Origin of the sequence: Microaerobacter geothermalis (genome assembly GCF_021608135.1) — a bacterium.
Lineage (GTDB): Bacteria > Bacillota > Bacilli > DSM-22679 > DSM-22679 > Microaerobacter > Microaerobacter geothermalis.
Genome location: NZ_JAKIHL010000022.1, coordinates 1 through 22,998 on the forward strand (window position 1 = coordinate 1; position 22,998 = coordinate 22,998).

Below are 22,998 nucleotides of genomic sequence, written 5' to 3' on the forward strand. Positions count from 1 at the left end.
GATCAGAGACAAACAGTAATTTGATATTCGTGCTCGCAGCAACAGGAATTTGTGCTCAATGATCGATGCTGTCCGTTTAGTTCGCGGGGTCTGATATTGCTACCACCATAAAGATTTACGACTTACCCATTCCCCTGTTCAATTTCAATTATGGAAAGATAACGATGATACAGTAACTAGGTAACTACTGGATGGAATTATTTTCATGCGAATTTGTGACCCTGCGGGTCATGTAAGTTTAGTACCATCCATATAAAATATGAAGAAAAAGAGAAAATTAGGACATTAGACTGGACAGAGGTGAATCGTTGTGGAAGACAGTCAAAAATCATCTTCGAAAGTAACCACCATCCTTACTTTAAGCTCAATTCCCCTGATCATGGTGTTGGGAAATTCGATGATTATTCCCATTTTACCAACTGTAAAGTCAACATTGGATTTAACCCAATTCCAGGTTAGTCTGTTAATTACGCTTTTTTCAATTCCTGCTGGGATCATTATTCCTTTAAGCGGGATCTTATCAGACCGTATCGGAAGAAAAAAAATAATTGCCTTCAGTTTGCTTTTATACGGGGCTGGGGGAATCGTCGCCGGAACTGCCGTACTATTGACAAAAAGTCCTTTTTACTGGATTTTGGCAGGCAGAGTCCTTCAAGGAATCGGTGCGGCCGGAACGGCGCCAATTGCAATGGCATTAGTCAGCGATATTTTTACCAGCCAGGAAAGAAGCAAAATATTAGGGATAATTGAAGCATCCAATGGATTGGGAAAAGTGCTGAGTCCCATATTGGGATCATTGATTGCATTAATTACATGGTATGCCCTCTTCTTTGCATTTCCCATTTTATGTATTCCTGCAGCCATAGCCGTTTGGTTTTTCATAAGAGAACCAAATAAAAATAAAAAGCCGATACCTTTGAAGCAATATAAGGATTCCATCATCAAAGTTTGGAAAAATAAGGGGAAATGGCTGAGTATTGCCTTTCTATCTGGAGCAGTGACCTTGTTTGTGTTATTTGGTGTTCTTTTTTATTTATCTGATATCCTGGAAGCCACATACAAAATAAATGGCGTAAAAAAAGGACTGGTTTTGGCCATTCCATTATTGGGGATGAGTCTGACCTCATATTGGACAGGAAGCTTTATCCAAAAAAGAAGGGGATTCATGAGAATATTGATCGTTATTGGTTTAATTTCTGTCGGAGTTGTCAGTTCGTTGGTTCCTTTTATCTCCAATAATATCCTCCTGATTTCCCTGCTAACCATAGGCGGGATTGGGAGCGGATTCGTTCTTCCCTGTTTAAATACAATGATCACCTCGGCGGTCCCCTCCCAAGAAAGGGGAATGATCACTTCTTTATACGGCAGTGTGCGATTTATCGGCGTGGCAGTTGGCCCCCCTGTTTTTGGAGCTTTAATGGACAAGAAGCAGATCTTATTTTGGTCCATTTCCGGAATAGCCTTTTTAACGGCAATCCTGGTTTTGTTATTTTTAAAACAAACTTCTCAAATGAATGGGGAAGGAAGAAAAACGAAATCCCTTTTCCGCAAACGTCAATTGGCGGGGAGTTAAACCGTTCAATCACCCCTCTTTGGGCAAATGCATAAGATACTGTTGCAAATGTGTAAAGAGGAGGGAAATCATGCATCAAGAACCCTTTTGGCATCGCTCATTAATCGACCCGTCCCAAATCCGACAAGAAAAACCCCGTCAAACCGGAATTACCATGATCATTGATAAAGGGATGGGAATTCATCAGTTTAAGGATCTGCTGCAAATGGCTAGTTCCTATATCGACTTTATTAAACTGGGATTTGGGACCTCTGCCTTATATCCTATTGAGATCATCAGAAGAAAAATCGCTTTGGCCCATGAATATGGAGTGGAGATTTCCCCTGGAGGAACATTTTTAGAAGTCGCCGTGCAACAAAATAAGCAGGATCATTATTTTGGCTATATTGTTTCATTGGGTTTTTCCTCAGTTGAGATATCAGATGGAACCATTTATCTTTCTCAGGAAGAACGAAGGGATTTGATTAAACAGGCCGCATCAAAAGGACTAAAAGTTCTAACCGAATATGGAAAAAAAGCGGATGGATCAAAAATTGACATACACCATATGAAAAGAACCGTAGAAGAAGACATTGAAGCCGGGGCCTCTTATGTAATCATTGAGGGAAGAGAATCAGGTGAAAATGTGGGAATTTACGACAAAAGCGGTAATACAGAGGACCTCCTAATTCATAAGATCGTGAACGATTTCCCTTATGCCGAACTGTTGATCTGGGAAGCGCCAAAGAAAAAACAGCAGGTACAGTTGATTCGCAATATCGGTTCACAAGTAAATTTAGGAAATATACTTCCCCATGATGTTTACTCGTTGGAATCATTGAGAAGGGGCTTGCGATCCGATACATTTATCCAATATCAAACCCTCCCCTAGGATGTTTTAAAATCATCAAATAAAAATGAGGGAGAGCAGATGAGAATTGATATTATTGCTACCGTAAATGAGGTAAAGCATGAAGATATCCTGAATAAAACCGTCATTATCATTGATGTTCTTCGGTCGTCTACTACAATCATTACGGCTCTGGCCAGGAGGTGCGAATGTGTCATCCCGGTTGAAACCCTGGGTCAAGCCAAGATGCTTGAAGGACATGATAATTACTTCTTTGCCGGTGAAAGATACTGCAAAAAAATCCCCGGATTTGATTTTAATAATTCGCCAACAGAAATTTATCAGTCAAACTTAGAAAATAAAACACTGGTGATCTCCACAACAAATGGAACAAAGGCTATTCAAAAGGTTGATAAATCCAGCATGACCTTAATCGCCGGTTTTGTTAACCTTCAACGAATCGCCCGTTTTATCTCAACTCATCAAAATCATGTCACTCTCCTATGTGCAGGAACAAGAGGTGAGTTTGCCATCGAAGATGGATTGGCGGCAGGAGCACTTGTCCATGAATTATCGTTGCTTGATTCCAGGTTGGAAATCAGTGATTTTGCAAGAGCCATGATGTCTGCTTATTTATTCGAGCAAAATCACATCAAGGAACGTTTAATGGTTTCAACTACCGGAAAAAGATTGTGCCAGATGGGATACGAACAGGATATTATATTTTGTTCACAAGAAAATTTTTTCCCTATTATTCCGATTGTCCAAAAGGATAGAATATTTGTCCATCCCTTCTCATAAGGTGATATTAAAAAGTACATCTCGTGAGGAGCGTAGTCAATGGCTGGGGAAATCATGCTAATCATCTTAATCATTATCGGATTGTTAGGGAGATCACACATCATTGCTACAGCTGCCAGCATTCTTTTAATTTTAAAGCTTACTTCCCTGGAACGATTTTTCCCTGCCGTCGAGAGAAGAGGTCTAGAGTTGGGACTCCTATTTTTGACCATGGCTGTTTTAGTCCCCTTTGCCAATGGAAAAATTACCTGGAAAGAAGTTTCTCCTCTTTTTACTACGTTTATGGGGTTAGCCGCATTTTTCGGAGGAGCAGTCGCAACTTATATGAATGGCAAAGGTCTTGATTTATTAAAAATGGATCCACAATTAATTGTTGGTCTGGTCATCGGGTCTATCTTTGGGATCATATTTTTACGCGGAATTCCTGTCGGCCCATTAATGGCAGCAGGAATAACCGCCCTGATTATTAAAGTGTATCAATTGCTGGTCAGATAAAAGGAAAAGCACGGGTCCCTTCCCGCGGTTTTTATTTATCGTTTTGTGGAGCCTACCACCACTTATCTTCCAAATATATGGGTGGATGGAACTAACGAATTTACAGGACAGCCTTCAAGTTCGCATTCAACGAAGAGGATAAAAGAACGGGAAGAAAGAGAAACGGCCCTCAAACTGACTCCACCTTGGAAATACCCAGATGTTTTTGAGGGCCTTGTATAAATTCTTTAGTTTTACTGGGAATATAAGCGACGGCTAGCTATCCTATGCCCTTGACACATACTGTTCAGATCTGGTATCAACAATTAATTTATCGCCGACATTGACAAAGAATGGAACTTGAACCACAAGTCCAGTTTCCAATGTAGCGGGTTTTGATCCGCCAGAAGCCGTATCTCCCTTAATTCCCGGTTCTGTTTCCACCACTTCAAGAATTACAGTATTCGGCAGTTCAATACCAATAATCTCTCCTTGATAGGTTACCAAATGGACTTCCATATTTTCTTTAAGGAATTTCCTTTCTTTCTCCAGTTGGGCAGCAGACAAAGTAAACTGCTCATAAGTGTTCATATCCATAAACGTGTATTCATCACCGCTATTGTATAGATACTGGGTAAGGCGTGTCTCAACCCTTGCTCTGGAAACTTTCTCCCCGCCGCGGAAGGTTTTCTCCTGAATGCTGCCGGTTTTTAAATTCTTCAGCTTTGAGCGTACAAAAGCAGCACCCTTTCCAGGTTTTACATGCTGAAATTCAATCACTTGCCAGACACTTCCATCCACTTCAATGGTTAATCCTGTACGAAAATCATTTACTGAAATCATAATTGCTTTCCTCCTGAATCTTATCCTAATCTTATTAAGTCTTTTGAAGAATGGGTGATGATCTCGCTTCCCTCTTCTGTAATAATCACATCATCTTCAATGCGTACGCCGCCTAATCCGGGTATATATATACCAGGTTCAACGGTCACAACCATTCCAGGCTGAAGAACGGTTTCACCTGTTAGTGAGAGTCTTGGTTCTTCATGAATATCAAGCCCGATGCCGTGACCAGTTCCATGACCAAAGTATTCTCCATAACCCTTGTCAGTTATGTACTTGCGAGTCAATTCATCGGCTTCTTTCCCTGTTAATCCGGAGCGAATTCCCTGCACCCCTAATCTTTGGGCCTCTTTGACGATTTCATAGATTTCCACCAATCTTTCCGATGGATTGCCAATGGCAACGGTTCTTGTCATGTCTGAACAGTATCCTTTATATTTTGCACCGAAATCAAGGGTGACCATGTCTCCTTCTTCAATGATTTTTTCACTGGCAACTCCATGAGGTAAAGCAGAACGAATTCCAGAGGCCACTATAATATCAAAGGAGGAAGAAGACGCACCGTTTCTTCTCATCAAAATCTCCAATTGTAAGGCAATATCCTTCTCTCTTATTCCCGGTTTAATCTCCTTTATTATTTGAGAAAATGCATCATCGACAATTTTAGCCGCTTCACGAATGATATCCAGTTCATTCTTATCTTTAATGATGCGCAATTTTTCAACCATTCCTTCGGTCGGGACAAGATGAATCCCTTCCAAACCATCTTGAAAAGTAAGATATGTATCGTATGTCACATCGGTCTGTTCAAATCCCATCCCTTTCACTTTTAACCGCTGAAGCTCTTTAAGAAGGGTTCCTATCACTTTTCCCTGGTGATCTATTATATCAAAATGGGGAGACTGTTTTTTTGCCTGTTCAACATAACGAAAATCGGTAATAAAGGAACCACCATTATGGGTAACCAAAACCATTCCCGCGGAACCTGTAAATCCAGATATGTATCGCCGATTCGTTGGATTTGTGATTAAGAGAGCATCAATATCCTTCTCCGCCATGGCTGTACGCAATCTTTTCAAACGACTTTCCATCTTATTCCTCCTCAGAACCCTTTATGTATATAACCCCCGAAATAAGTCAATTTTCCAAGTTATTTTATCATAAGATTTGCTCTTTGAACAGTTGATTACTCCGATCATTTATTCCTCTTTTCCTCGTCGTTAAACTCAACAGATAAAGTATATCCAACAAATACCCCCTGAAGCAGAAACAGACAAAATTCCGTGGTAATCGTATTCCATCCTAATGTGAAATAAGGTTTTGTTAAATCAAATAAAGGACTGACCACAAAATAAAAAAGGGCCCAAAGGATTACTCCCAGTCCTATGCCTCCCCATATTTTTTTTGTCCAGGTAAACCAATAGACATATACAACGGCTATAAACACGGTGAATAAAGTAGCTATTGCTATTCCTATTATCTGATTTAACCAAGTATCGTAGAGATCCAACCCAAACCATTTGGCATAGACGGAAGGACCTACCTTGGTAAACTGAAATATCGAAAATAAATAGTCAAGGGAATTCCACAAAATCCCCCCTGATAAACCAATGCTTATCGCAGATAGCATTCTTTTGTTGGTTTTTATCGTATTGTTCACGGGTTGTTCTACCATCCGATTCACTCCTTCTTTCACTTCTTATTATGCAGCGAAAGATACTAATTGATGCTTGTATAGAAAAAAAAGATAACAACCCCAATGGCTGTTATCTTTTATATACCAATATCCTTTATATTAATTATTTCTTTGTAGAAAGGAATGCAGAAACTGCATCCAAGTCGTCCCCACTAACCAGACCACCTGGCATCCCCTTGTCCGTTCCCTTTTCTACAATTCCTTTAATTTCATCCAATGAATATTTTGCTCCAACCTTATCCAATGCCGGACCTACTAACCCTTCAAGATTTTGTCCATGACATCCGGAACAAGAAGCTTTGTATACCTCTTCACCCTTAGCAACCACCTCAGCTGCAGGTGCTGCCTGTTCTTGTGGTGCAGGTTGTTCCTTGGCAGGCTCTTCAGCTTTGTCTGAATTGCCGCAACCAGCAAGAATCAGCATCAAAGCTCCCAATAATACGACTAACCATAGAGTGCGTTTCAAGCGTTTCACCCCCTTCACAATATCTGCATGTTTTCTATATATTTTTTTCACATATTCAATTCTTACATGATTGTCCTAAATTTGCAAGAATTTTTTTCCATAGTTGATACTTAATAATAATAATTTTGCGCAAACTTGAAGGTTGACATTAGTAAATTCTTTAGTTTCATTCTTATATAAATCCGCCACATGAAATAAGTTTCCTTTGTAGTATGTTTGAAAATTTTCATGTAAAATAGAGATATAAAGTTATTAAACATTAATATAAGCAGGTGATTCACCATGGATAAAAACGTAAATTACGGAGGGCAGGCGGTTATTGAAGGCGTCATGTTTGGCGGAAAAAAAATATATGTGACTGCCATTCGTCGAAAGAACCATGAAATCGATTATTACTATGAAGAAAAAAAACCAAATCAAAGATTGGCATTTCTTAAAAAAATTCCATTTATTCGGGGAATAGTTGCCCTCATTGAAGCTAGTGCAAATGGATCCAAACATTTAAATTTTGCAGCAGAGAGGTATGATGTTGATCCCGAGCAAGATCATGAAGTGGCGGAAAACAGCAAACCTTCCACTTTAACCATGATCTTGGGCGTAGCGGCCATAGGAGTCCTTTCCCTTATCGTTGGAAAATTAATATTTACAGTGGTCCCTGCCGCTTTGGCCACCTTCTTTGACCGATGGGTAGAAAGCTTAATTCTTCGCAATCTCATAGAAGGGGCAATAAAAATCGGACTACTGTTAATTTATATTATTTCAATATCCCAAACACCATTGATCAAAAGATTGTTTCAATATCACGGCGCAGAACACAAAGTGATTAATGCCTTCGAAGCAGGGGTAGAATTAACAGTAAAGAATGTTCAACGCTTTTCTACCCTCCATTACCGATGTGGAAGTAGTTTTATCGTGTTCACGGTATTGGTAGGGGTAGTCATTTATTCATTCTTTCCTTATGACACCATCTGGGAAAGAATCATTCAGCGGATTGTACTGCTGCCAGTAGTTATCGGAGTTTCTTATGAAACACTGCAGTATACCAATAAATTAAGGGAAATTCCCCTTCTTAAATTCCTGGGATATCCGGGACTTTGGATGCAAAAACTGACCACAAAAGAACCGGATGATTATCAAGTAGAAGTGGCTATTGCATCCTTTCAAAAGATGAGGGAACTGGATGAACAACTTTTAAAACAGTCCCCAGCCGATTCAGACGAAAATATTGGCATGTGCCATTAATAGAACCATTATAAATCTTCCTGTTGAACAACCTTAGGGAGGAGTGAAAGAATGTTCCAATTGCAGAGGGGTATCGTTTTTTTGTTATTCTTTTTGGTTTTTGTCGGTTTTTTTGAGAAATTGAGAGAAAATCCTATAGGTACTCTTGTTTATGTGGGACTTGCTTTTATTCTTTACTTTGTTATTAAACATTTTATTGGAAAAGGTAAACCATATGCCAAAATCCCCTCTAAACACCTCCCTCGGCACCAAAAACCAAAGAAGAAAAAGGTAAGGAATGCACCTTTTCCCTTTCGTGTCATTGAAGGCAATAAAGATAAGAAGAAACAAAAAAAGTTGGAAGGATAAATTATCCTTCCTTTTTTCTTCGAAGACCTTCTACATATGAAGTGAAATTCCATTCACTTAAAAATTTCTTAGCAGCCTCTTCACCCGACTGATACAACATCTTTTTATCCTTTATCGTAAGGTCAAATGAAGTGGTTTTTACGTGGTTTGTTTCAATAAATATCGTCCTAATGGCATGTTTATGCTTTACGTGTCGCATATCATGGGCTTCCAGCATGGTATTGATAATGGCATGGGAAAGAGAAAGGGGACCCCTAATCTTCGCCGGTTTCCCTTCATTGGGAGAAACCAATTTAAAGCCAATGGTTGGCCATTTGGGTATGTTGTCGGTATCAAATATCCAAACGGGAAAATTGCTTAATACTCCGCCATCAACGATAAAACATTTCTCATTGTTCTGAGACATGATTTGTACCGGATCAAAATAGAAAGGGATGCTGCAGCTCATTCGAACGGCGTCCGCCACCTTCAGATTGTGTGGATCAATCCCGTAGTCCTTTATATCATCAGGCATTACTAACATTTTTCCCCTAGTAATGTCGGAGGCAATGATTTTCAACTTATCTTCTTTTAAATGATAAAAGGTTACAATCCCCTTTTTCCTCAATCGGACTTCCAACCACTGTTTCAGGTAATTTCCGGAATGAAAACCCTTCCTAATCGCAAATCTTATGCCAGGTCCAATCACAGGAAACAAAAACCATACGGATCTGTCCCGAAATTTTTTGAAGTCTAAATGATCCATCTCTACCTTTATTTCTCTTGCCGTATAACCTGCTGCAATGAGAGAGGCAATTATAGCTCCTGCTGATGTTCCTGCCAACCGATTCCACTGATAACCTTCCCGTTCTAATATGGAGATCGCGCCCAAGAACCCAAGGACTTTGACACCACCCCCTTCAAAAACTGCGTCTGCCAGCATCTTCTTCACCTCCTTATCCTATATCCTATATATAGAAGGTGAAGGTTTGACCTATAACAAAAAAGCCGCAATAAGCGACTTTTTTATCCCTCTTTATTTTCATCCAGTTCCTTTAATTTTCGTAATTCTTCAAGGCGGCTTGGATCTTCCTGAAAGTATTGAACAAGATATTCTATACACGTGATGGCATCCCAGCTTAAGTGATGCTCAATTCCTTCTACATCCTTATATATATTTTCTTCATTCACTCCAATGATTTTTAAAAATTCCTCAAGGAGGCTATGCCTATCAACAAGCCTCTTACCGATTTTCATCCCTTTTGGAGTTAATACGAGTCCACGATATCTTTCATAAATCAAGTACTTTGTTTTATCTAGTTTTTGAACCATTTTGGTTACGGATGAAGGGTGCACATTTAAATTTTCAGCAATGTCAGATACCCTGGCATATCCTTTATCATCAATAAGCTTGTAAATTTGTTCCAAATAGTCTTCCATACTTGGCGTAGGCATGAGATTCACCCCCCAAAGAATCGGATACACTGATCATACTATTTTTAATGAAAATTGTCCATTTATTCCATTAAAATTAGGTGATTATCTTGTCAATAATTAGGCCCTTTCATTAATACGTTCGATTTTTTTCAACATAAATTGAATTTGTCAGTAAAATAAATTACTACAAGGAGAGTGTTATTGGTATGTATTACTACAACCCCTATTATCCCTATCGTGTCTTAAAGACATCCACAAATACAAGAGAAGAGTTAAACAGAGAGTATCCCATGCTTAAACCAAAACCTGAACCCAAAGAATTTATGGATCCATTTTTAAAACATTTATCCGCTAAAGTAAACAGGGTGATTACCGTTAGCACGACTGGTGATACCATCACAGGAACATTAAAGGCCGTCTACTCAGATCACATTGTAGTTTTGGATGACGGGAAACCGGTTCATATTCGCACAGATCAAATCATATATGTCAGAGATTAACGAGCTGGCTTTATCTGCGCCTCCTTTATTTATCAGAATCGCCTGACGTAAGTTTCCTATATCATACGGGCAGATGTACGAAAAAGTTCTTCCTGGCACGATCGTGACATTTGCCCATATCCTTATAAAAAATAAAAAAGGAAAATACGATGGGTATTTTCCCATAGTTTAAATTTTAGGAAACCTTATCGTGCTAACCATCAATACCGACAAGAGTAGAGATAAGATAACACTGGAAAATCCAAATATTGCTAACAGTCCTGTTAATCCTCCAGCAAATGTAATGGGTACCCCCACAAAATATCCCCGGGTTGGGTTCGTATTAAACCTGGCTAATCTTAATGCACCAGTAATGGGAAATAAGATCAGTATCACGGTAGTCCAAAACCCACCACCAATCATGGAGTGGACCAACAATCCTGGTGCAACGCCAAAGCTGATCATATCTGCCAATGAATCAAGATGAACCCCAAACTCCGTCTGGACATTTAATTTTCTGGCAATCCTTCCATCAAACATATCAAAAAATGCGGCCAGTAAAATCAAAAATCCCGCCGCTTTAAAAAAGCCGTTCATTATAAATGTCAAAGAAAGAACTCCACTAGTCAAATTACTTAATGTGAATAAATTCGGAATACTTTTACCCACATCCATATGATTTCATCCTTTCATTCTATACATTGATCGTTGGTGTATTGCTAAGCTTCTAACTTTGTTATTTCCCATGCCAATCATTGTCATCCCCTCATGGCGTTTTTTTTCATTCTAGCGTACAAACTATAGGTAGGACAAGCTATCCTTGATAAATCTTTAGTTTTACCCAGAGAAATCAGAAGAAAAAGGTGATGATGATGAAGCGGATGATTTTTTTTACAGTATGTTTTCTGCTTACGGCGTGTATCCAGAATCCAGTCCAATTAAACCAGATAGAACCTCCATCATCTTCTGATCAGCTGGAAATAAAGGCCGATTTCATCCATGACAATTGGAAAAATCAGGAAGAAAATCTAAACAACAAAATAAAAATAAAGGGCCATGAAAAAATCCTTTTAGATATTCCCATTATCTCTCAAAAACCGGAATTAAAAAATGGCTGTGAGGTAACCAGCTTAGCGATGCTGCTTCAGTTTGCGAATATTGACGCGAATAAATTGGAGCTGGCTGCAAAAGTAAAAAAAGAAAGTGAGCCAATTGTCCAAAAAAAAGAAGGAGACGTAGCAAAGTGGGGAAACCCAAATGAAGGATTTGTGGGGGACATTACAGGAAAGAGAAAAGGATATGCCGTATATGCCAAACCGATGGAAAGTTTAATGGAGCAATACCTTCCTGGCAGAGTCATCAATTTGTCAGGGAAAGATTTTAATCAAATTTTAAATCAGGTAAGTGAAGGTAAACCTGTTATCATTTGGACAACATCCCATTTTAAAGAACCTAGAGTATGGGATTTTTGGGTCCATCGGAATCAAAAAATAAAAGCCACCATGGAAGAACATGCCGTCCTTCTGGTAGGCTATGATCAAAAATATGTTTACGTGAATGACCCCCTTACTGGAATCAAAGCCAGAAGGGTCAACAAGCAATCCTTCGAAAGGGCCTGGATTTCCCTTGGGAAACAGGCATTATCATACAAATAGCGCTTCCCAGTGGATCGTACAAGATTTATTTCTTTCTCTTGATCATATGTTTTTGAGGACGAATGGTCAGCTCCGAGACAACAGTACCTTCCCGTTGGGATAATATCAGCTCAACGGTATCTGCTACACACTCAGGGGTAATAAAACAATCCGGATCATCCCCCTGTTCAAAATCCAAATGATCATAAAAGGAAGTTTGCGTGATGTCAGGATGTATGGTAACCACTTTCGCTCCTGTTTTCCTTACTTCATCAAACAAACTAGTTCCAAAATGAGAAAGACCGGCTTTTGTTGCTCCATAGGCACAGCCATGGGTACTCGATTTTTTAGCCGTGATGGAAGAAATATTAATAATAAATCCTTTTGTCCTTTTGATTTCCCGGAGCAAGAGCTGGGTTATTATCAGCGGTGCCTGCAGATTGGTTACGACCATCATCTCGATTTGTTTAGGATTAAGCTGTTCGTGGGGTCCAAAAAAACCAACTCCTGCATTGTTCACCAGGATAAAAATATCTTTCTCCCGTTCTTTTATGTCCTTGACGGTTTTAATCAGCTGAGAGGTGTTGGTTATATCACACACTATTTTTATAAAATTACCCTCTTCTATATCGGTCTTAGAAAAATCCCTGGCTAAACCATAAACCAGATATCCCATCTTCATCAATCTTGTGGATATAGCAAGGCCGATACCCGATGAAGCCCCTGTCACAATCGCAGTTTTCACTTTATTTCTCCCTTTCATTTCTCCTGAATTCTCAACAGAATACTATATATAAATCTTTTCCGAAGGAAAACGGGAAGATAACAGTTGAAATACGTATTCAATTAATTGCCGGGTGATATGATCAGGGTATTGATATACTCCGTCCTTACATTCAAAGGGGTAGTATATCAGTGCGGAGTCTGTTCTATTTTTTCTAATATTCTTAAGGTATTCACGGGACATACGGAAAACTCCAATGCTGATATCTTCAATTTTGTCGGGGGGAAGCATGACAAATGTCCTGTCTATGCACTCTTTATAATGCTGCCGCCAATTCTTAATATGAAGTAAAGGATCAAAACAAAGCCGTACTTTCCACCCATCATTCATCGCTTTCTTTATCGCTTGCAATCTGCCATTCAGAGAAGGAGTTTTTGGTTCATATTTTTTTATAACCTCATCGGGAGATACTGTCCATGCCAATATGACATTTTCCGATGGAGGAAGATGCTGAACAGCAGAGTAATTGACGCTTTTCGTGCGAACTTCTATTTTTAGATCAAAATGGTTTTGGGCAAAATTGATCCACTTGGACGTAAAAGAAACGATGTTCTCAAAGGCAAGAAGATCAGTATCATAGGAAATAGCCAAGTATACCGGATGCTTTTCCAAAAGGGCTTCCACATCTGAAAAAAAATCCTCGATATTAACAAAAATCACGATATTGGAGGATGGAAACATTCCTTGAAGATAACAGTAGTCACAGTTGTATATGCAATTTAAAATGGAAGAAGTATAGTAGAAATGCTTATTCCCGAAATCGTGACAAACCTCTGCTCCAGGATAGATCCGTTGATCTTTTTTTTCAGCCAAAATAAGCTTTTGGGTATTTTTTTGGATAAAAAAATTTTGTCTCGGCCGGTTAAATATATCTTTATAGTGGTCAATTTCAATTTTTATGGCCCCAGGAAACCGATGAAGGATTTGATCGGTTAAGGGGTGGGACTTAATCCTTTTTTCAATATAGATGTGAGAAAAATCAGGGATGAATAAGATGCTCTTTGATCTGTTCAAAATAGTTCTTCCCCTCTGTCTTGGTTTTTACCTGTATATGATAAAAAGGGTTCAAAAAATCCAAGTTCAGATTCTCTCTGATTTTATATTGCTTTGCCAATTGGTATAGCTGGTGGGTTTGAGTAGTCGTTAATCTTAGGTTTCGACTAATATCATATAGCAGTTTATTTTCTTCTTCGCTTAATGTCTCTTTACTGTTTTGGTGAAGCTGTTTGCTCCGTTCAATTAATTGGGCAATAGCGGGAATATTTTTCTCAATGAGTTGAGCAACTTCTTGCTGTGAAGGAGCCATCGGCTCAAGGAAATCCGATACAATTTTTACACAATAAATATGGTGAGGAGGCAAAAAAGAAGAAGCCGCATCAAAAAAACCAGCCCCTTCCATATCCACAAGATCACCGGTAATTGTAAAAAATTTACTCTTCTCCACCGGATGGGCAAAGGTTTCCAGCACTCCCTCTCTCATCTCATGTTGAATCAAAATATCCGGATAATAAGATTTACCGGTCGCCCGATTCATGATCTTGTGAACCAAGACTGGCTCTCCGATGGAAAGGTGATCCTGAACCGCCCCTGAAATTCCAATATTTATGATACTGTCATTCATTTGTTCATTATGTTTTAGCCTGTATAAAGTTAAGAGGTGAGTTGTTGCGATGGCCGAGGAAAGCATTCCTACACCGCTGACCACCAATTTTATTTCATCATTCCCAAAAATTTGGAACTTTGAAGAAGATGGAATCTTCTTTAGCTGAAAATGATGGATGATTGATTTGGCTTCATTATACAATGCAGTGACAATGTAGTGCATAGAACAAACTCCTTCTGATTAGCATCCTTTCCACTGGGGAGGACGTTTTTCTAGAAAAGCACAAATTCCTTCACCTGCATCAGCTGCAGTAGCGTTTAAGCTCATCACTTCTTTCGCATAAGAATAGGCTAAATGCTGAGGCATTTCAATTTGTTTATAAAAGGCTTGCTTGCCAATCCCTACGGTAAATGGGCTGGCTTGGACAATTTTCATTGCCATATCCCTTGTTTCCGCCTCCAATTGCTCCTCTGGCACTACTTTGTTAATCAATCCCGCTGCCATTGCCTCCTCTGCCAAAAGTGGTTCACCTGTCAATAGCATTTCCATGGCCTTCTTCCGACCGACTGCCCTTGATAATGCAACCATAGGCGTAGAGCAGAAAAGACCTATTTTCACACCAGGCGTAGCAAATTTAGCAGTATTTGCTGCAATAGCCAAATCACAAGTGGCAACCAATTGGCATCCAGCTGCCGTTGCAATACCATGAACCTGTGCAATAACCGGTTGGGTAATCGATTGTATGGTTTCCATCATCCTTGTACAAACATCGAAGAGATGGCGGTAAAATCCAGGGGTTTGGTTTACCATTTCTCCTAAATCATGCCCTGCACAGAAAGCGGGACCGCTTCCGCGCAAAATAACCACTGACACGTCCTTGCTTCCACCAAGCATGTTAAAACAATCAATCAGTTCTTGCATATGTTCAATGGAGAGAGCATTTCGCTTATCTGGACGGTTCATCGTAACATAAGCAATTGGAGAGTCAATCTCTAAGAGAATGTGATGATATTCTTTCGTGTTCATATGGTTCCCCCTATCGGTATTTTCCTATTATCATACCAATAAATTTTATTATAGTCTGCTGTTTGATCCAAAAATGTTTGGGATTTATTCCCTCACCGGTATTAATGTCGCATATTACGAACCCGTCTGCCAGTAGACTTTTAAAAAACAAAAGTCCAAGCATTACCTACACTTGGACTTTAGCATTTTATTGAACCGAAATACTAACACTTTGAATATCCGCAGGAAGAACAATGCTTACATCCCTCTTCAGCTATAAGGGAAGCAGATCCACACTCCGGACATAAATCCAACCCATCCGGTTCATCATCCTCTTCCAAAACATTTCTTTTATTTTCTGTGAGTCTGCTGTCTATAAACGACTGAGTCGTAGCGGCAATAGAACCATTGGGGTTCTCCCCATCCATATGCATTTCCAAAGCTTTAGCAACGGCATCGGCTATAGATTCAACCCGATTGGGTCCAAATCCTACGGCACCGGACCCGCCTATTCCCTTCAAATGTTTGATGAGAAGGCGTGCTTTATTTCCATCCGGCAACTCTCCAAAGCGGAGAAACAAGGTGGAGACTCGCCCTAAAGCCTCTGACATGGCAAATACATCACTTCCTGCCTTTCCGACATTAATCATAATTTCAAAGGGTTTTCCATCCACATCATTGATTGTTATATATGCCTTACCCAATGGCGTTTTCATTTTATAGGTGGCACCCGATAATTTCAACGGACGACGACGATATTCTTTTTCTACCTGAGGAGGTATGGTTGCTGCTTTAACAGACTCACTGGTTGTTCCCTTTGTCCCTTCCTTTTTCACTTCCTTCTTCTCCTCTTTGCTCAGCACCTGAATGTCACGGCTACCATCTCGGTAAATGGTTACCCCTTTACATCCAAGCTCAAAGGCTAATTCGTACAATTTCTTGGTATCCTCCACCGTAAAATCAGCAGGGGCATTGGCTGTTTTGCTAATGGAACTATCCACCCAGCGCTGAATAGCGGCCTGAACACGAATATGATCTTCTGCTGATAAATCCATCGCAGATACAAAATAATCAGGCAACACATCAGTATTGTTCTTTTCCAGGTACTCTTTAGCAATAGGCACATACTGCTTGTCATAACCTAAGCGGCTTTGACGGAAATATTCGAAGGCGAAGAACGGCTCAATTCCGGTAGAGGTCCCCACCATCGTTCCGGTGCTGCCAGTAGGAGCCTGGGTCAGCAAAGTAACATTTCGAATTCCCTTCTCAGCAATCGCTTTCTTCACTTCATCATCAAACTGTTGCACAAACCGGCTTTGTAAGAATTTCTCCTTGTCAAATTTGGGAAAAGATCCTTTTTCTGCTGCATATTCGGCAGAGGCCAAATAAGCTTTCTTTGCAATAAAGTTGTATAGCTTGTCCAAAAATAACAGGGATTCAGGGCTTCCATAGCGAATCTTTAATTTGATCAGCATTTCAGCCAATCCCATGGTCCCTAATCCAATCCGCCTTTCATTCTTCTGATTTTCTTCGTTTTCCTTAAAATGATATGGGGTCACATCAATCACATTGTCCAGAAAGCGAATGGACAGGGCAACAACTTCACCTAATTTGTCCCAATCCACATCTCCATCTTTCACAAACTGGGATAAATTGATGGAGGATAAATTACAAACCCCCCATGCTGGCAAACCTTGTTCTCCACACGGATTGGTACAAATAATGGGATTATAGTACCAGCTGTTGGACATGTCATTATAGTAATCGATAAATACCACACCAGGTTCTGCAGACTTCCAGGCAGATTCTATGATGGTATGCCAAACATCCCTTGCCTTCACTGTTTTATATACCTTCACGTTTTTTCCAAGTTCTTTCCACTTCTTTAAATTGCCGTCCCATACTTTATCATAGTCGGGGTCGGAGGTATCAGGGAATACCAAGTCCCAGTCACCATCTTCCTTCACGGCTTTCATAAAGTCATTGCCGACACATACGGAGAGATTGGCATTGGTGATTAAACCCATATTCTGCTTGACGGTGATAAATTCAAGAATATCTGGGTGCCAATCATTTAACATGAGCATTAATGCTCCTCTGCGAGATCCACCCTGCTCAATTAATCCGGTTGTATAGCTGAATAGACCGCCCCAGGAAACGGAACCGCTGGATGACCCGTTGACTCCTTTTACCAGGGCCCTTCTGGGACGGAGGGAAGAAAGATTAATCCCTACTCCTCCACCGCGGGACATGATTTCCGTCATTTCCGTCAGGGTTTTCATGATGCCGCCCCGGCTGTCATGGGGTGATGGGATGACATAGCAGTTAAACAAGGTAAGTTCATCACTGGCACCTGCTCCGGCAGCGATGCGGCCCCCAGGCACCAATTTCCAATCCTCCAGCAAATACCGGAATTTTTTCTCCCATTCTTTTCTTTTTTCAGGTTTTTCCACCGAAGCAATGGCTTTTGCCAGTCTGTCCCACATTTCTTCAGGGGTAAGCTCAAGGGGTTTAATCAATTTCTCAAGCTGGGAAGAGACGACCTGTCCGCTTCTTAAGCGAATAACTACCTCTTTGCCATTTCTTTCCAACACTTCTCCGACTTCTTTTTTCGGAAACTTTGGATCATCATGGGTCAAAACGAGAACAGTGTCCCCTGTTTGAACATGATCTGCATCCAAATCCTTCAGAGCATATCGATCGAGAAAAATCTTTTCACTCAGTCCTTCTAACCGCTGAGACTTTTTCACTGATGTTTCCATATCTCAACCTCCAGCATAAAAAGATAGAGCCCTTACATTGTGCTCTCCACATGTTTTTGGAATTCGTATGTATGATAAGAGCTACGGAACTAACATACCATATTTAGAAGGAAACATCAATATATAGTGTCTTATTTGATACGTTTATACTATATATTGTATTCGAGAACACACTTTTTCATTTTGTCAAATAGAAATTAGGTAAAAAATTCATAAAAACAAGAGTAAAATTCTTATTTTCGCATGTTATCACCCGTTTTCTTCTTCTTTGAGATTTGACAAATTTTTTTCATTTTCACTTTTCGAGTGCCGATGATAGGTGTACAATAGAACAAAAATCATTGATTTCTGTTTTCATAGTAAAAGGCAAATATATCATACGAGGAGTGATTACGATGATTCTTTATCAAGATCGGTTCATGGAACGGGACGAATTACATATTGACGTGGAAGACCGGGGTTATCAATTCGGTGATGGAGTTTATGAAGTCATCAGAATATATAATGGGGTACCGTTTTTAATGACCGAACATCTTGAGAGATTGGAAAGAAGTGCAAAAGCAATTAAAATGTCCCTCCCCTATTCCTTGCATGAATTAGATCTTAAACTAAAGGAACTGGTTTCCAACAATCAATTAATAGATGGAATTATCTATCTCCAAATCACAAGGGGGGTAGCTCCTCGAATTCACCAATTTCCCCAAGGGATAGAACCGGTGCTTACCGCTTATGTCAGAGAGTTGCCAAGACCTCTTGCACAAATGGCTAATGGCGGAAAAGCGATTCTGGTTGAAGATATCCGCTGGCTCCGTTGCGATATCAAAAGCTTAAATCTTTTGCCGAATGTTCTGGCCAAGCAGGAAGCCGTTGAAGCAAAAGCCATCGAGGCTATTCAACATCGCAATGGAACCATTACAGAAGGCAGTGCATCCAATGTATTTATAGTAAAAAAAGGGACCATCTATACCCATCCTGCCAATCACTACATCTTGAATGGAATCACACGACAGTTTGTCTTTCAATTGGCAGGGGAACTTGGTCTTCCCATTGCTGAAAAAGCCTATACGAAAGAGGAGCTGCTTACCGCTGACGAGATCTTCTTTACCAGCACCACTGCTGAAGTCTCCCCCATTGTAACCGTTGACGATCAGATCATAGGTAATGGAAAGCCTGGTCCTGTCACGATTCAGCTGCAAAAGATTTATGATCGATATGTTGCCGATTTATCTTTGGAAAAACATTAAAGTAACAAAGCCTTCCGTTGGAAGATGAATAGATAGGCTTTGTTGTAAAGAGCTTACCGCCACTTTACAACTACTTAAGAAGCGGAGTATTAGTGGCGGTTGGCTAACATGGTCAAAAAACTCTTCAATAAAATTCTTAAACTCTGTCAATGCAGCTATTTTGAACATCCTCTTATACAGACGGGAGCTTATCTGAAGGCAGCAATCGAATGATGTCCCCCTCCATCGTATGTGAACGGGATATTGTTCCTGTCGGCAATTCTAGTACCGCATCAGCACCTTTTGAGAAAATCACTTTTCCTGAAGTTATTCCCTCCTTCCATCGAATCACCTGATATTTCCCCTCCGCTTTCTTTTTTACAAAGATCACATCCAAGGGAATCTTCATAAAGAAGGTGTGAACGGATGAACAAGGAATCAAACAAATTCCTTCCCCCTTATTCAATTCCTTTTTACCCAGAAGACCTTTAAGACGGGTATAAAAATGGTTGGCCCAGATAATACGGTCTCCCAATATTTTGTGGGTTCTCTCATTGATCACTGTAATCCGGTTCAACTAAAGTTCCCCCTTACTTCAGGAAAAAATCCATAATATTAATAATGGCTGGACCAATAATTAAAATGAATATGGCGGGAAATACGAAGAATACGAGGGGAAACAAAATTTTAATAGGTGCCTTCATCGCCTTTTCCTCTGCTCGTTGCTTTCTTTTTTGTCTTATATCCACAGATAAAATCCGCAAAATATTTCCTATACGAACACCCAATGTATCCGCCTGAATCAGCCCGCTTACAAATTGATTTACATCATCCAAATGAATTCGTTCAGCCATCGCCCGTAACGCTTCCTTCCTCATTTTTCCCATTTTCATCTCATAAAGGACACGTCCAAACTCTTCCGCCAAAGGCCCGCTCCCTTTTTCCACAACTTTTGCCAAACTGGAGTCAAAGCCAAGCCCTGCCTCCACACTGACGCACAGCATATCCAGAAAGTCGGGCAAATCCTTTTGAATGAGTGTTTGTCTTTTGGTTACCTGGGTTTTTAAGTAAAAATGAGGAAAATAAAATCCTGCAAAGATAAAGGAAAAAAATAATAGCCATTTGCTTAAGTACTCATTAATGGGAAAAGAGATGGCAAACCCAATCCCGATCCCCATCAGCAGAAAAACCAATCTCCACGCTAACCACTCAATAATATGAAATTTGGCGGATAACCCGGCCCGCTGAATTAATTGCTGTTCATGAATACGAATGGAATCAGGTGCTAATTTAGATGCAGATTTTCCAATTGTTTTAAATAGAGGCTTTACAATTCTCTCTTTAAAAGGGAGGGAAAGATTGGAATCCTTCTCTTCCACCTTCTTCTCCTTTAATTTTAATAGTCTCTCCTGTACTCGCAGAGAATGCCGAAACAGGATTTGTAAGCAGAGAAAAATCCCCACCGTCAAAGTCATAAACAAGAAAAAAATACCGGCCCATAGCATCGCTTATCCTCCCCTATACCTCAATTTTGACAATTCTTCGGATTAAAACGGCACCAACCAATTGACTAGCAAATGCTATCCCCAACATAAATAATCCCATCGGATTTTTTATAAGAATCGATATATATTCAGGATTGACCAAATAGAGTATCACTCCTATTCCGGGAGGAAGAAGCATAAATATAAAGCCTGACATTCTTCCTTGGGCAGTCAGAGTCTTGATTTCACCCTGAATTCGGGTTCTTTCCCTGATGGTTTCCGCTATAGAGTCTAAGATCCGGGCCAAATTCCCACCCACCTGTCTCTGAATCAACATCGCCGTAATAATCATATCCAGGTCCTTACTTCCAATTCTGCTGCTAAATTGGATTAATGCTTCTTCTACGGGCAGTCCTAGCTTCATTTCCTGGATGAGCCGTGTCACTTCATCAGATAAAGGGGGCGCCATCTCTTGGGACAGCACTTCCAAAGACTGTATCAATGAATATCCTGCCTTTAATGAATTGGAGACCATCTGAATCATCTCTACCAGCTGACCCTCAAGCCTTTCCTTTCTTTTCTGCTTCCGCAACCGGACATAGAGAATGGGAAAGCTAGCGAAAATGAAAGAAAATGGAAAGCTCCTCATGAGATTCTGAGTAAGTAACCATCCAAGAAAGAAACCAGTCATTAACAGAAGTAACTGAAATAAGACAAATTCGCGGTTTTTAATTGGCAAATTGGCTAATTTTAAATCATTTCTCAATTTGTCATCCAACTTCTGAATGAAGGATACTTTTGGCATAGGCTTTTCCTTTTTTTCTTCCGATACTTCTTCAGCATGACCTGCTTGATGATATAAGGCAGTAAGTCCCTTCATCCTGTTTCTGATTCGTCTCTTCTCCAGTGAAAAGAACTGACTGATCCACAGAAATATAATAAAAGCTGTAGTGAAAATGAAGATCAAAAGTAGCCACATTTGTTAATCCCCCATTCACTGAAACCATTCAGTACTAATGGGAATTCCTAAATCCTTAATCTTTTCAAAGCATTTTGGTATAATTCCTGTGGCCCGAAACTCCCCTTGAGAATAAATGAAAAGATCCTGCATGGTAATGACTTCCCCTTCCATTCCCAGTACTTCAGTAATCTGGGTGATTTTTCTCGATCCATCCTTTAATCGGTTCTGCTGTACAATCAGATTAATCGCCGAGGAAATTTGTTCACGAATGGCTTTAATCGGAAGATCCATTCCAGCCATAAGTACCATCGTCTCTAAACGGGAAAGCATATCCCTTGGAGAATTGGCATGACCTGTCGTCAATGAGCCATCATGACCAGTATTCATGGCCTGCAACATATCCAAAGCCTCTCCGCTTCTCACCTCTCCCACTACGATACGATCCGGTCTCATCCGCAAACTGTTTTTCACTAAATCGCGAATGGTAATTTCACCCTTTCCTTCCACGTTGGCCGGCCGGGTTTCCAAAGTAACCACATGTTCCTGACGAAGCTGCAGTTCTGCCGCGTCTTCAATGGTGACAATTCGTTCATTCGATGGAATAAAGGAAGAAAGAACATTTAGTGTGGTGGTTTTTCCAGAACCTGTTCCTCCAGAAACGACGATATTTAATCTTGCCTTTACACAAGCCTCCAAAAAATATGACATCATTGGAGTCAAGGTTTGAAAAGATATGAGATCACTGATCGTAAATGGATCTTTGGAAAACTTCCTGATCGTGATACAGGGACCCTTTAAAGCCAAAGGAGGAATGATGGCATTTACCCGGGAGCCGTCGGGAAGTCTCGCATCTACCATAGGAGAACTTTCATCAATTCTCCTTCCAAGGGGGGAAACGATTTTTTCAATAATCCTCATGACGTGTTCATGATCGCGAAAACGAACTGGTACCTGTTCCAGTTTCCCCTTTCTCTCAATGAAGACCTGATGGGGGTGATTCACCATCACTTCAGAAATTTCCGGATCCTTTAAGAGGCTGTCAATCGGCCCATACCCTCTGATTTCAGCCAAAAGTTCCTGAGTAATTTGTTCGGTCTCCGCTTTGGACCACAGTTTGTCATCCTGGGATAAGAATCGTTCAATTAAGTCTATCATTTGCTTCTCTGATTCTGCTCCTTCATCCAAATCGTCTTTTCCCAGCTCTTCTACCAGCAATCGATGAATTTTCATTTTAATCTCGGCATAGGGGTCATGATATTGATTAAAATCTATTTTTTTCTCAATGGCTGATTTGGTTACTACTGATTTTGACATTCTTGATCCTTCCAATTTCTTTTCCTTTTCCATTCTTTTAAGTAACGACATGGAGTATTCA

25 protein-coding genes are annotated in these 22,998 nt (G+C 40.1%); 9 read left to right on the forward strand and 16 right to left on the reverse strand.

Features of this window, described 5'->3' with window-relative positions:
* Positions 1-310 precede the first annotated feature (310 nt).
* The 4 genes from L1765_RS09350 (at position 311) to L1765_RS09365 (ending at position 3,698) form a co-directional block, all read left to right on the forward strand.
* The gene (locus tag L1765_RS09350) at positions 311-1,573 is read left to right on the forward strand and encodes an MFS transporter (RefSeq protein WP_236406564.1); all 1,263 of its coding nucleotides are present in this window, start codon (positions 311-313) and stop codon (positions 1,571-1,573) included.
* Between the two features lie 70 nt (positions 1,574-1,643).
* The gene (gene comA, locus L1765_RS09355) at positions 1,644-2,444 is read left to right on the forward strand and encodes a phosphosulfolactate synthase (RefSeq protein ID WP_236406567.1); all 801 of its coding nucleotides are present in this window, start codon (positions 1,644-1,646) and stop codon (positions 2,442-2,444) included.
* A 39-nt stretch (positions 2,445-2,483) separates the two neighbouring features.
* The gene (locus L1765_RS09360; protein WP_236406568.1) at positions 2,484-3,203 is read left to right on the forward strand and encodes a 2-phosphosulfolactate phosphatase; all 720 of its coding nucleotides are present in this window, start codon (positions 2,484-2,486) and stop codon (positions 3,201-3,203) included.
* A 39-nt stretch (positions 3,204-3,242) separates the two neighbouring features.
* A complete protein-coding gene (locus tag L1765_RS09365) occupies positions 3,243-3,698 on the forward strand; it encodes a DUF441 domain-containing protein (RefSeq protein ID WP_236406571.1) in 456 nt (151 codons plus the stop codon).
* 264 nt (positions 3,699-3,962) lie between these two features.
* On the opposite strand, the gene efp is transcribed toward L1765_RS09365, so the two are convergent.
* From efp to L1765_RS09385, 4 genes are all read right to left on the reverse strand, one after another.
* A complete protein-coding gene (gene efp, locus L1765_RS09370; RefSeq protein ID WP_236406573.1) occupies positions 3,963-4,520 on the reverse strand; it encodes an elongation factor P in 558 nt (185 codons plus the stop codon).
* A gap of 20 nt (positions 4,521-4,540) precedes the next feature.
* The gene (locus tag L1765_RS09375; protein ID WP_236406575.1) at positions 4,541-5,611 is read right to left on the reverse strand and encodes a M24 family metallopeptidase; all 1,071 of its coding nucleotides are present in this window, start codon (positions 5,609-5,611) and stop codon (positions 4,541-4,543) included.
* A gap of 104 nt (positions 5,612-5,715) precedes the next feature.
* Complete coding sequence (locus L1765_RS09380) at positions 5,716-6,195, reverse strand: YqhR family membrane protein (RefSeq protein ID WP_236406578.1); 480 nt, start codon at positions 6,193-6,195, stop codon at positions 5,716-5,718.
* Between the two features lie 124 nt (positions 6,196-6,319).
* Positions 6,320-6,682, reverse strand: a complete 363-nt coding sequence (locus L1765_RS09385; RefSeq protein ID WP_236406581.1) for a c-type cytochrome — start codon at positions 6,680-6,682, stop codon at positions 6,320-6,322.
* 282 nt (positions 6,683-6,964) lie between these two features.
* On the opposite strand from L1765_RS09385, the gene L1765_RS09390 reads away from it, so the two are divergent.
* A complete protein-coding gene (locus L1765_RS09390; protein ID WP_236406583.1) occupies positions 6,965-7,924 on the forward strand; it encodes a DUF1385 domain-containing protein in 960 nt (319 codons plus the stop codon).
* A gap of 51 nt (positions 7,925-7,975) precedes the next feature.
* Positions 7,976-8,272, forward strand: a complete 297-nt coding sequence (locus L1765_RS09395; RefSeq protein ID WP_236406585.1) for a hypothetical protein — start codon at positions 7,976-7,978, stop codon at positions 8,270-8,272.
* A 1-nt stretch (position 8,273) separates the two neighbouring features.
* Here the strand turns inward: L1765_RS09395 and L1765_RS09400 are convergent, their stop codons facing one another.
* Both L1765_RS09400 and mntR read right to left on the reverse strand, forming a co-directional pair.
* The gene (locus L1765_RS09400) at positions 8,274-9,194 is read right to left on the reverse strand and encodes a patatin-like phospholipase family protein (protein WP_236406587.1); all 921 of its coding nucleotides are present in this window, start codon (positions 9,192-9,194) and stop codon (positions 8,274-8,276) included.
* A gap of 83 nt (positions 9,195-9,277) precedes the next feature.
* On the reverse strand, positions 9,278-9,706 hold the full coding sequence (gene mntR / locus L1765_RS09405; protein ID WP_236406588.1) for a transcriptional regulator MntR: 429 nt from the start codon (positions 9,704-9,706) through the stop codon (positions 9,278-9,280).
* Positions 9,707-9,894: 188 nt separating this feature from the next.
* Here mntR and L1765_RS09410 point away from each other — a divergent pair, with 188 nt between their 5' ends.
* Positions 9,895-10,188, forward strand: a complete 294-nt coding sequence (locus L1765_RS09410; protein WP_236406590.1) for a DUF2642 domain-containing protein — start codon at positions 9,895-9,897, stop codon at positions 10,186-10,188.
* A gap of 168 nt (positions 10,189-10,356) precedes the next feature.
* Here the strand turns inward: L1765_RS09410 and pssA are convergent, their stop codons facing one another.
* Entirely contained in the window at positions 10,357-10,842 is a 486-nt protein-coding gene (pssA, locus tag L1765_RS09415) for a CDP-diacylglycerol--serine O-phosphatidyltransferase (RefSeq protein WP_236406592.1), read from the reverse strand.
* Positions 10,843-11,048: 206 nt separating this feature from the next.
* Between pssA and L1765_RS09420 the strand changes: the two genes are divergently transcribed.
* Positions 11,049-11,822, forward strand: a complete 774-nt coding sequence (locus L1765_RS09420; protein WP_236406594.1) for a C39 family peptidase — start codon at positions 11,049-11,051, stop codon at positions 11,820-11,822.
* 25 nt (positions 11,823-11,847) lie between these two features.
* Here the strand turns inward: L1765_RS09420 and L1765_RS09425 are convergent, their stop codons facing one another.
* From L1765_RS09425 to L1765_RS09445, 5 genes are all read right to left on the reverse strand, one after another.
* Entirely contained in the window at positions 11,848-12,546 is a 699-nt protein-coding gene (locus tag L1765_RS09425; RefSeq protein WP_236406595.1) for an SDR family oxidoreductase, read from the reverse strand.
* Between the two features lie 42 nt (positions 12,547-12,588).
* A complete protein-coding gene (locus L1765_RS09430; RefSeq protein WP_236406598.1) occupies positions 12,589-13,599 on the reverse strand; it encodes an SPL family radical SAM protein in 1,011 nt (336 codons plus the stop codon).
* The gene (locus L1765_RS09435) at positions 13,565-14,410 is read right to left on the reverse strand and encodes a 5'-methylthioadenosine/S-adenosylhomocysteine nucleosidase family protein (protein ID WP_236406600.1); all 846 of its coding nucleotides are present in this window, start codon (positions 14,408-14,410) and stop codon (positions 13,565-13,567) included. Before L1765_RS09435 ends, L1765_RS09430 begins: the two co-directional genes overlap by 35 nt.
* 18 nt (positions 14,411-14,428) lie before the next feature.
* Complete coding sequence (locus L1765_RS09440) at positions 14,429-15,214, reverse strand: enoyl-CoA hydratase (protein WP_236406601.1); 786 nt, start codon at positions 15,212-15,214, stop codon at positions 14,429-14,431.
* 203 nt (positions 15,215-15,417) lie between these two features.
* The gene (locus L1765_RS09445; protein WP_236406603.1) at positions 15,418-17,955 is read right to left on the reverse strand and encodes an adenosylcobalamin-dependent ribonucleoside-diphosphate reductase; all 2,538 of its coding nucleotides are present in this window, start codon (positions 17,953-17,955) and stop codon (positions 15,418-15,420) included.
* A 395-nt stretch (positions 17,956-18,350) separates the two neighbouring features.
* Between L1765_RS09445 and dat the strand changes: the two genes are divergently transcribed.
* Positions 18,351-19,199 carry a D-amino-acid transaminase gene (dat, locus tag L1765_RS09450; protein ID WP_236406605.1) on the forward strand — a complete coding sequence of 283 codons (849 nt, stop codon included), beginning with the start codon at positions 18,351-18,353 and terminating at the stop codon, positions 19,197-19,199.
* A gap of 172 nt (positions 19,200-19,371) precedes the next feature.
* Here dat and L1765_RS09455 read toward each other — a convergent pair whose 3' ends face one another.
* From L1765_RS09455 to L1765_RS09470, 4 genes are read right to left on the reverse strand one after another with little or no spacing between them, the layout of a single operon-like run.
* On the reverse strand, positions 19,372-19,755 hold the full coding sequence (locus L1765_RS09455; protein WP_236406606.1) for a DUF192 domain-containing protein: 384 nt from the start codon (positions 19,753-19,755) through the stop codon (positions 19,372-19,374).
* Between the two features lie 13 nt (positions 19,756-19,768).
* Positions 19,769-20,683 carry a type II secretion system F family protein gene (locus L1765_RS09460; RefSeq protein ID WP_236406608.1) on the reverse strand — a complete coding sequence of 305 codons (915 nt, stop codon included), beginning with the start codon at positions 20,681-20,683 and terminating at the stop codon, positions 19,769-19,771.
* A 13-nt stretch (positions 20,684-20,696) separates the two neighbouring features.
* A complete protein-coding gene (locus L1765_RS09465; protein ID WP_236406611.1) occupies positions 20,697-21,641 on the reverse strand; it encodes a type II secretion system F family protein in 945 nt (314 codons plus the stop codon).
* A 15-nt stretch (positions 21,642-21,656) separates the two neighbouring features.
* On the reverse strand, positions 21,657-22,988 hold the full coding sequence (locus tag L1765_RS09470) for a CpaF family protein (protein ID WP_236406613.1): 1,332 nt from the start codon (positions 22,986-22,988) through the stop codon (positions 21,657-21,659).
* Positions 22,989-22,998 lie beyond the last annotated feature (10 nt).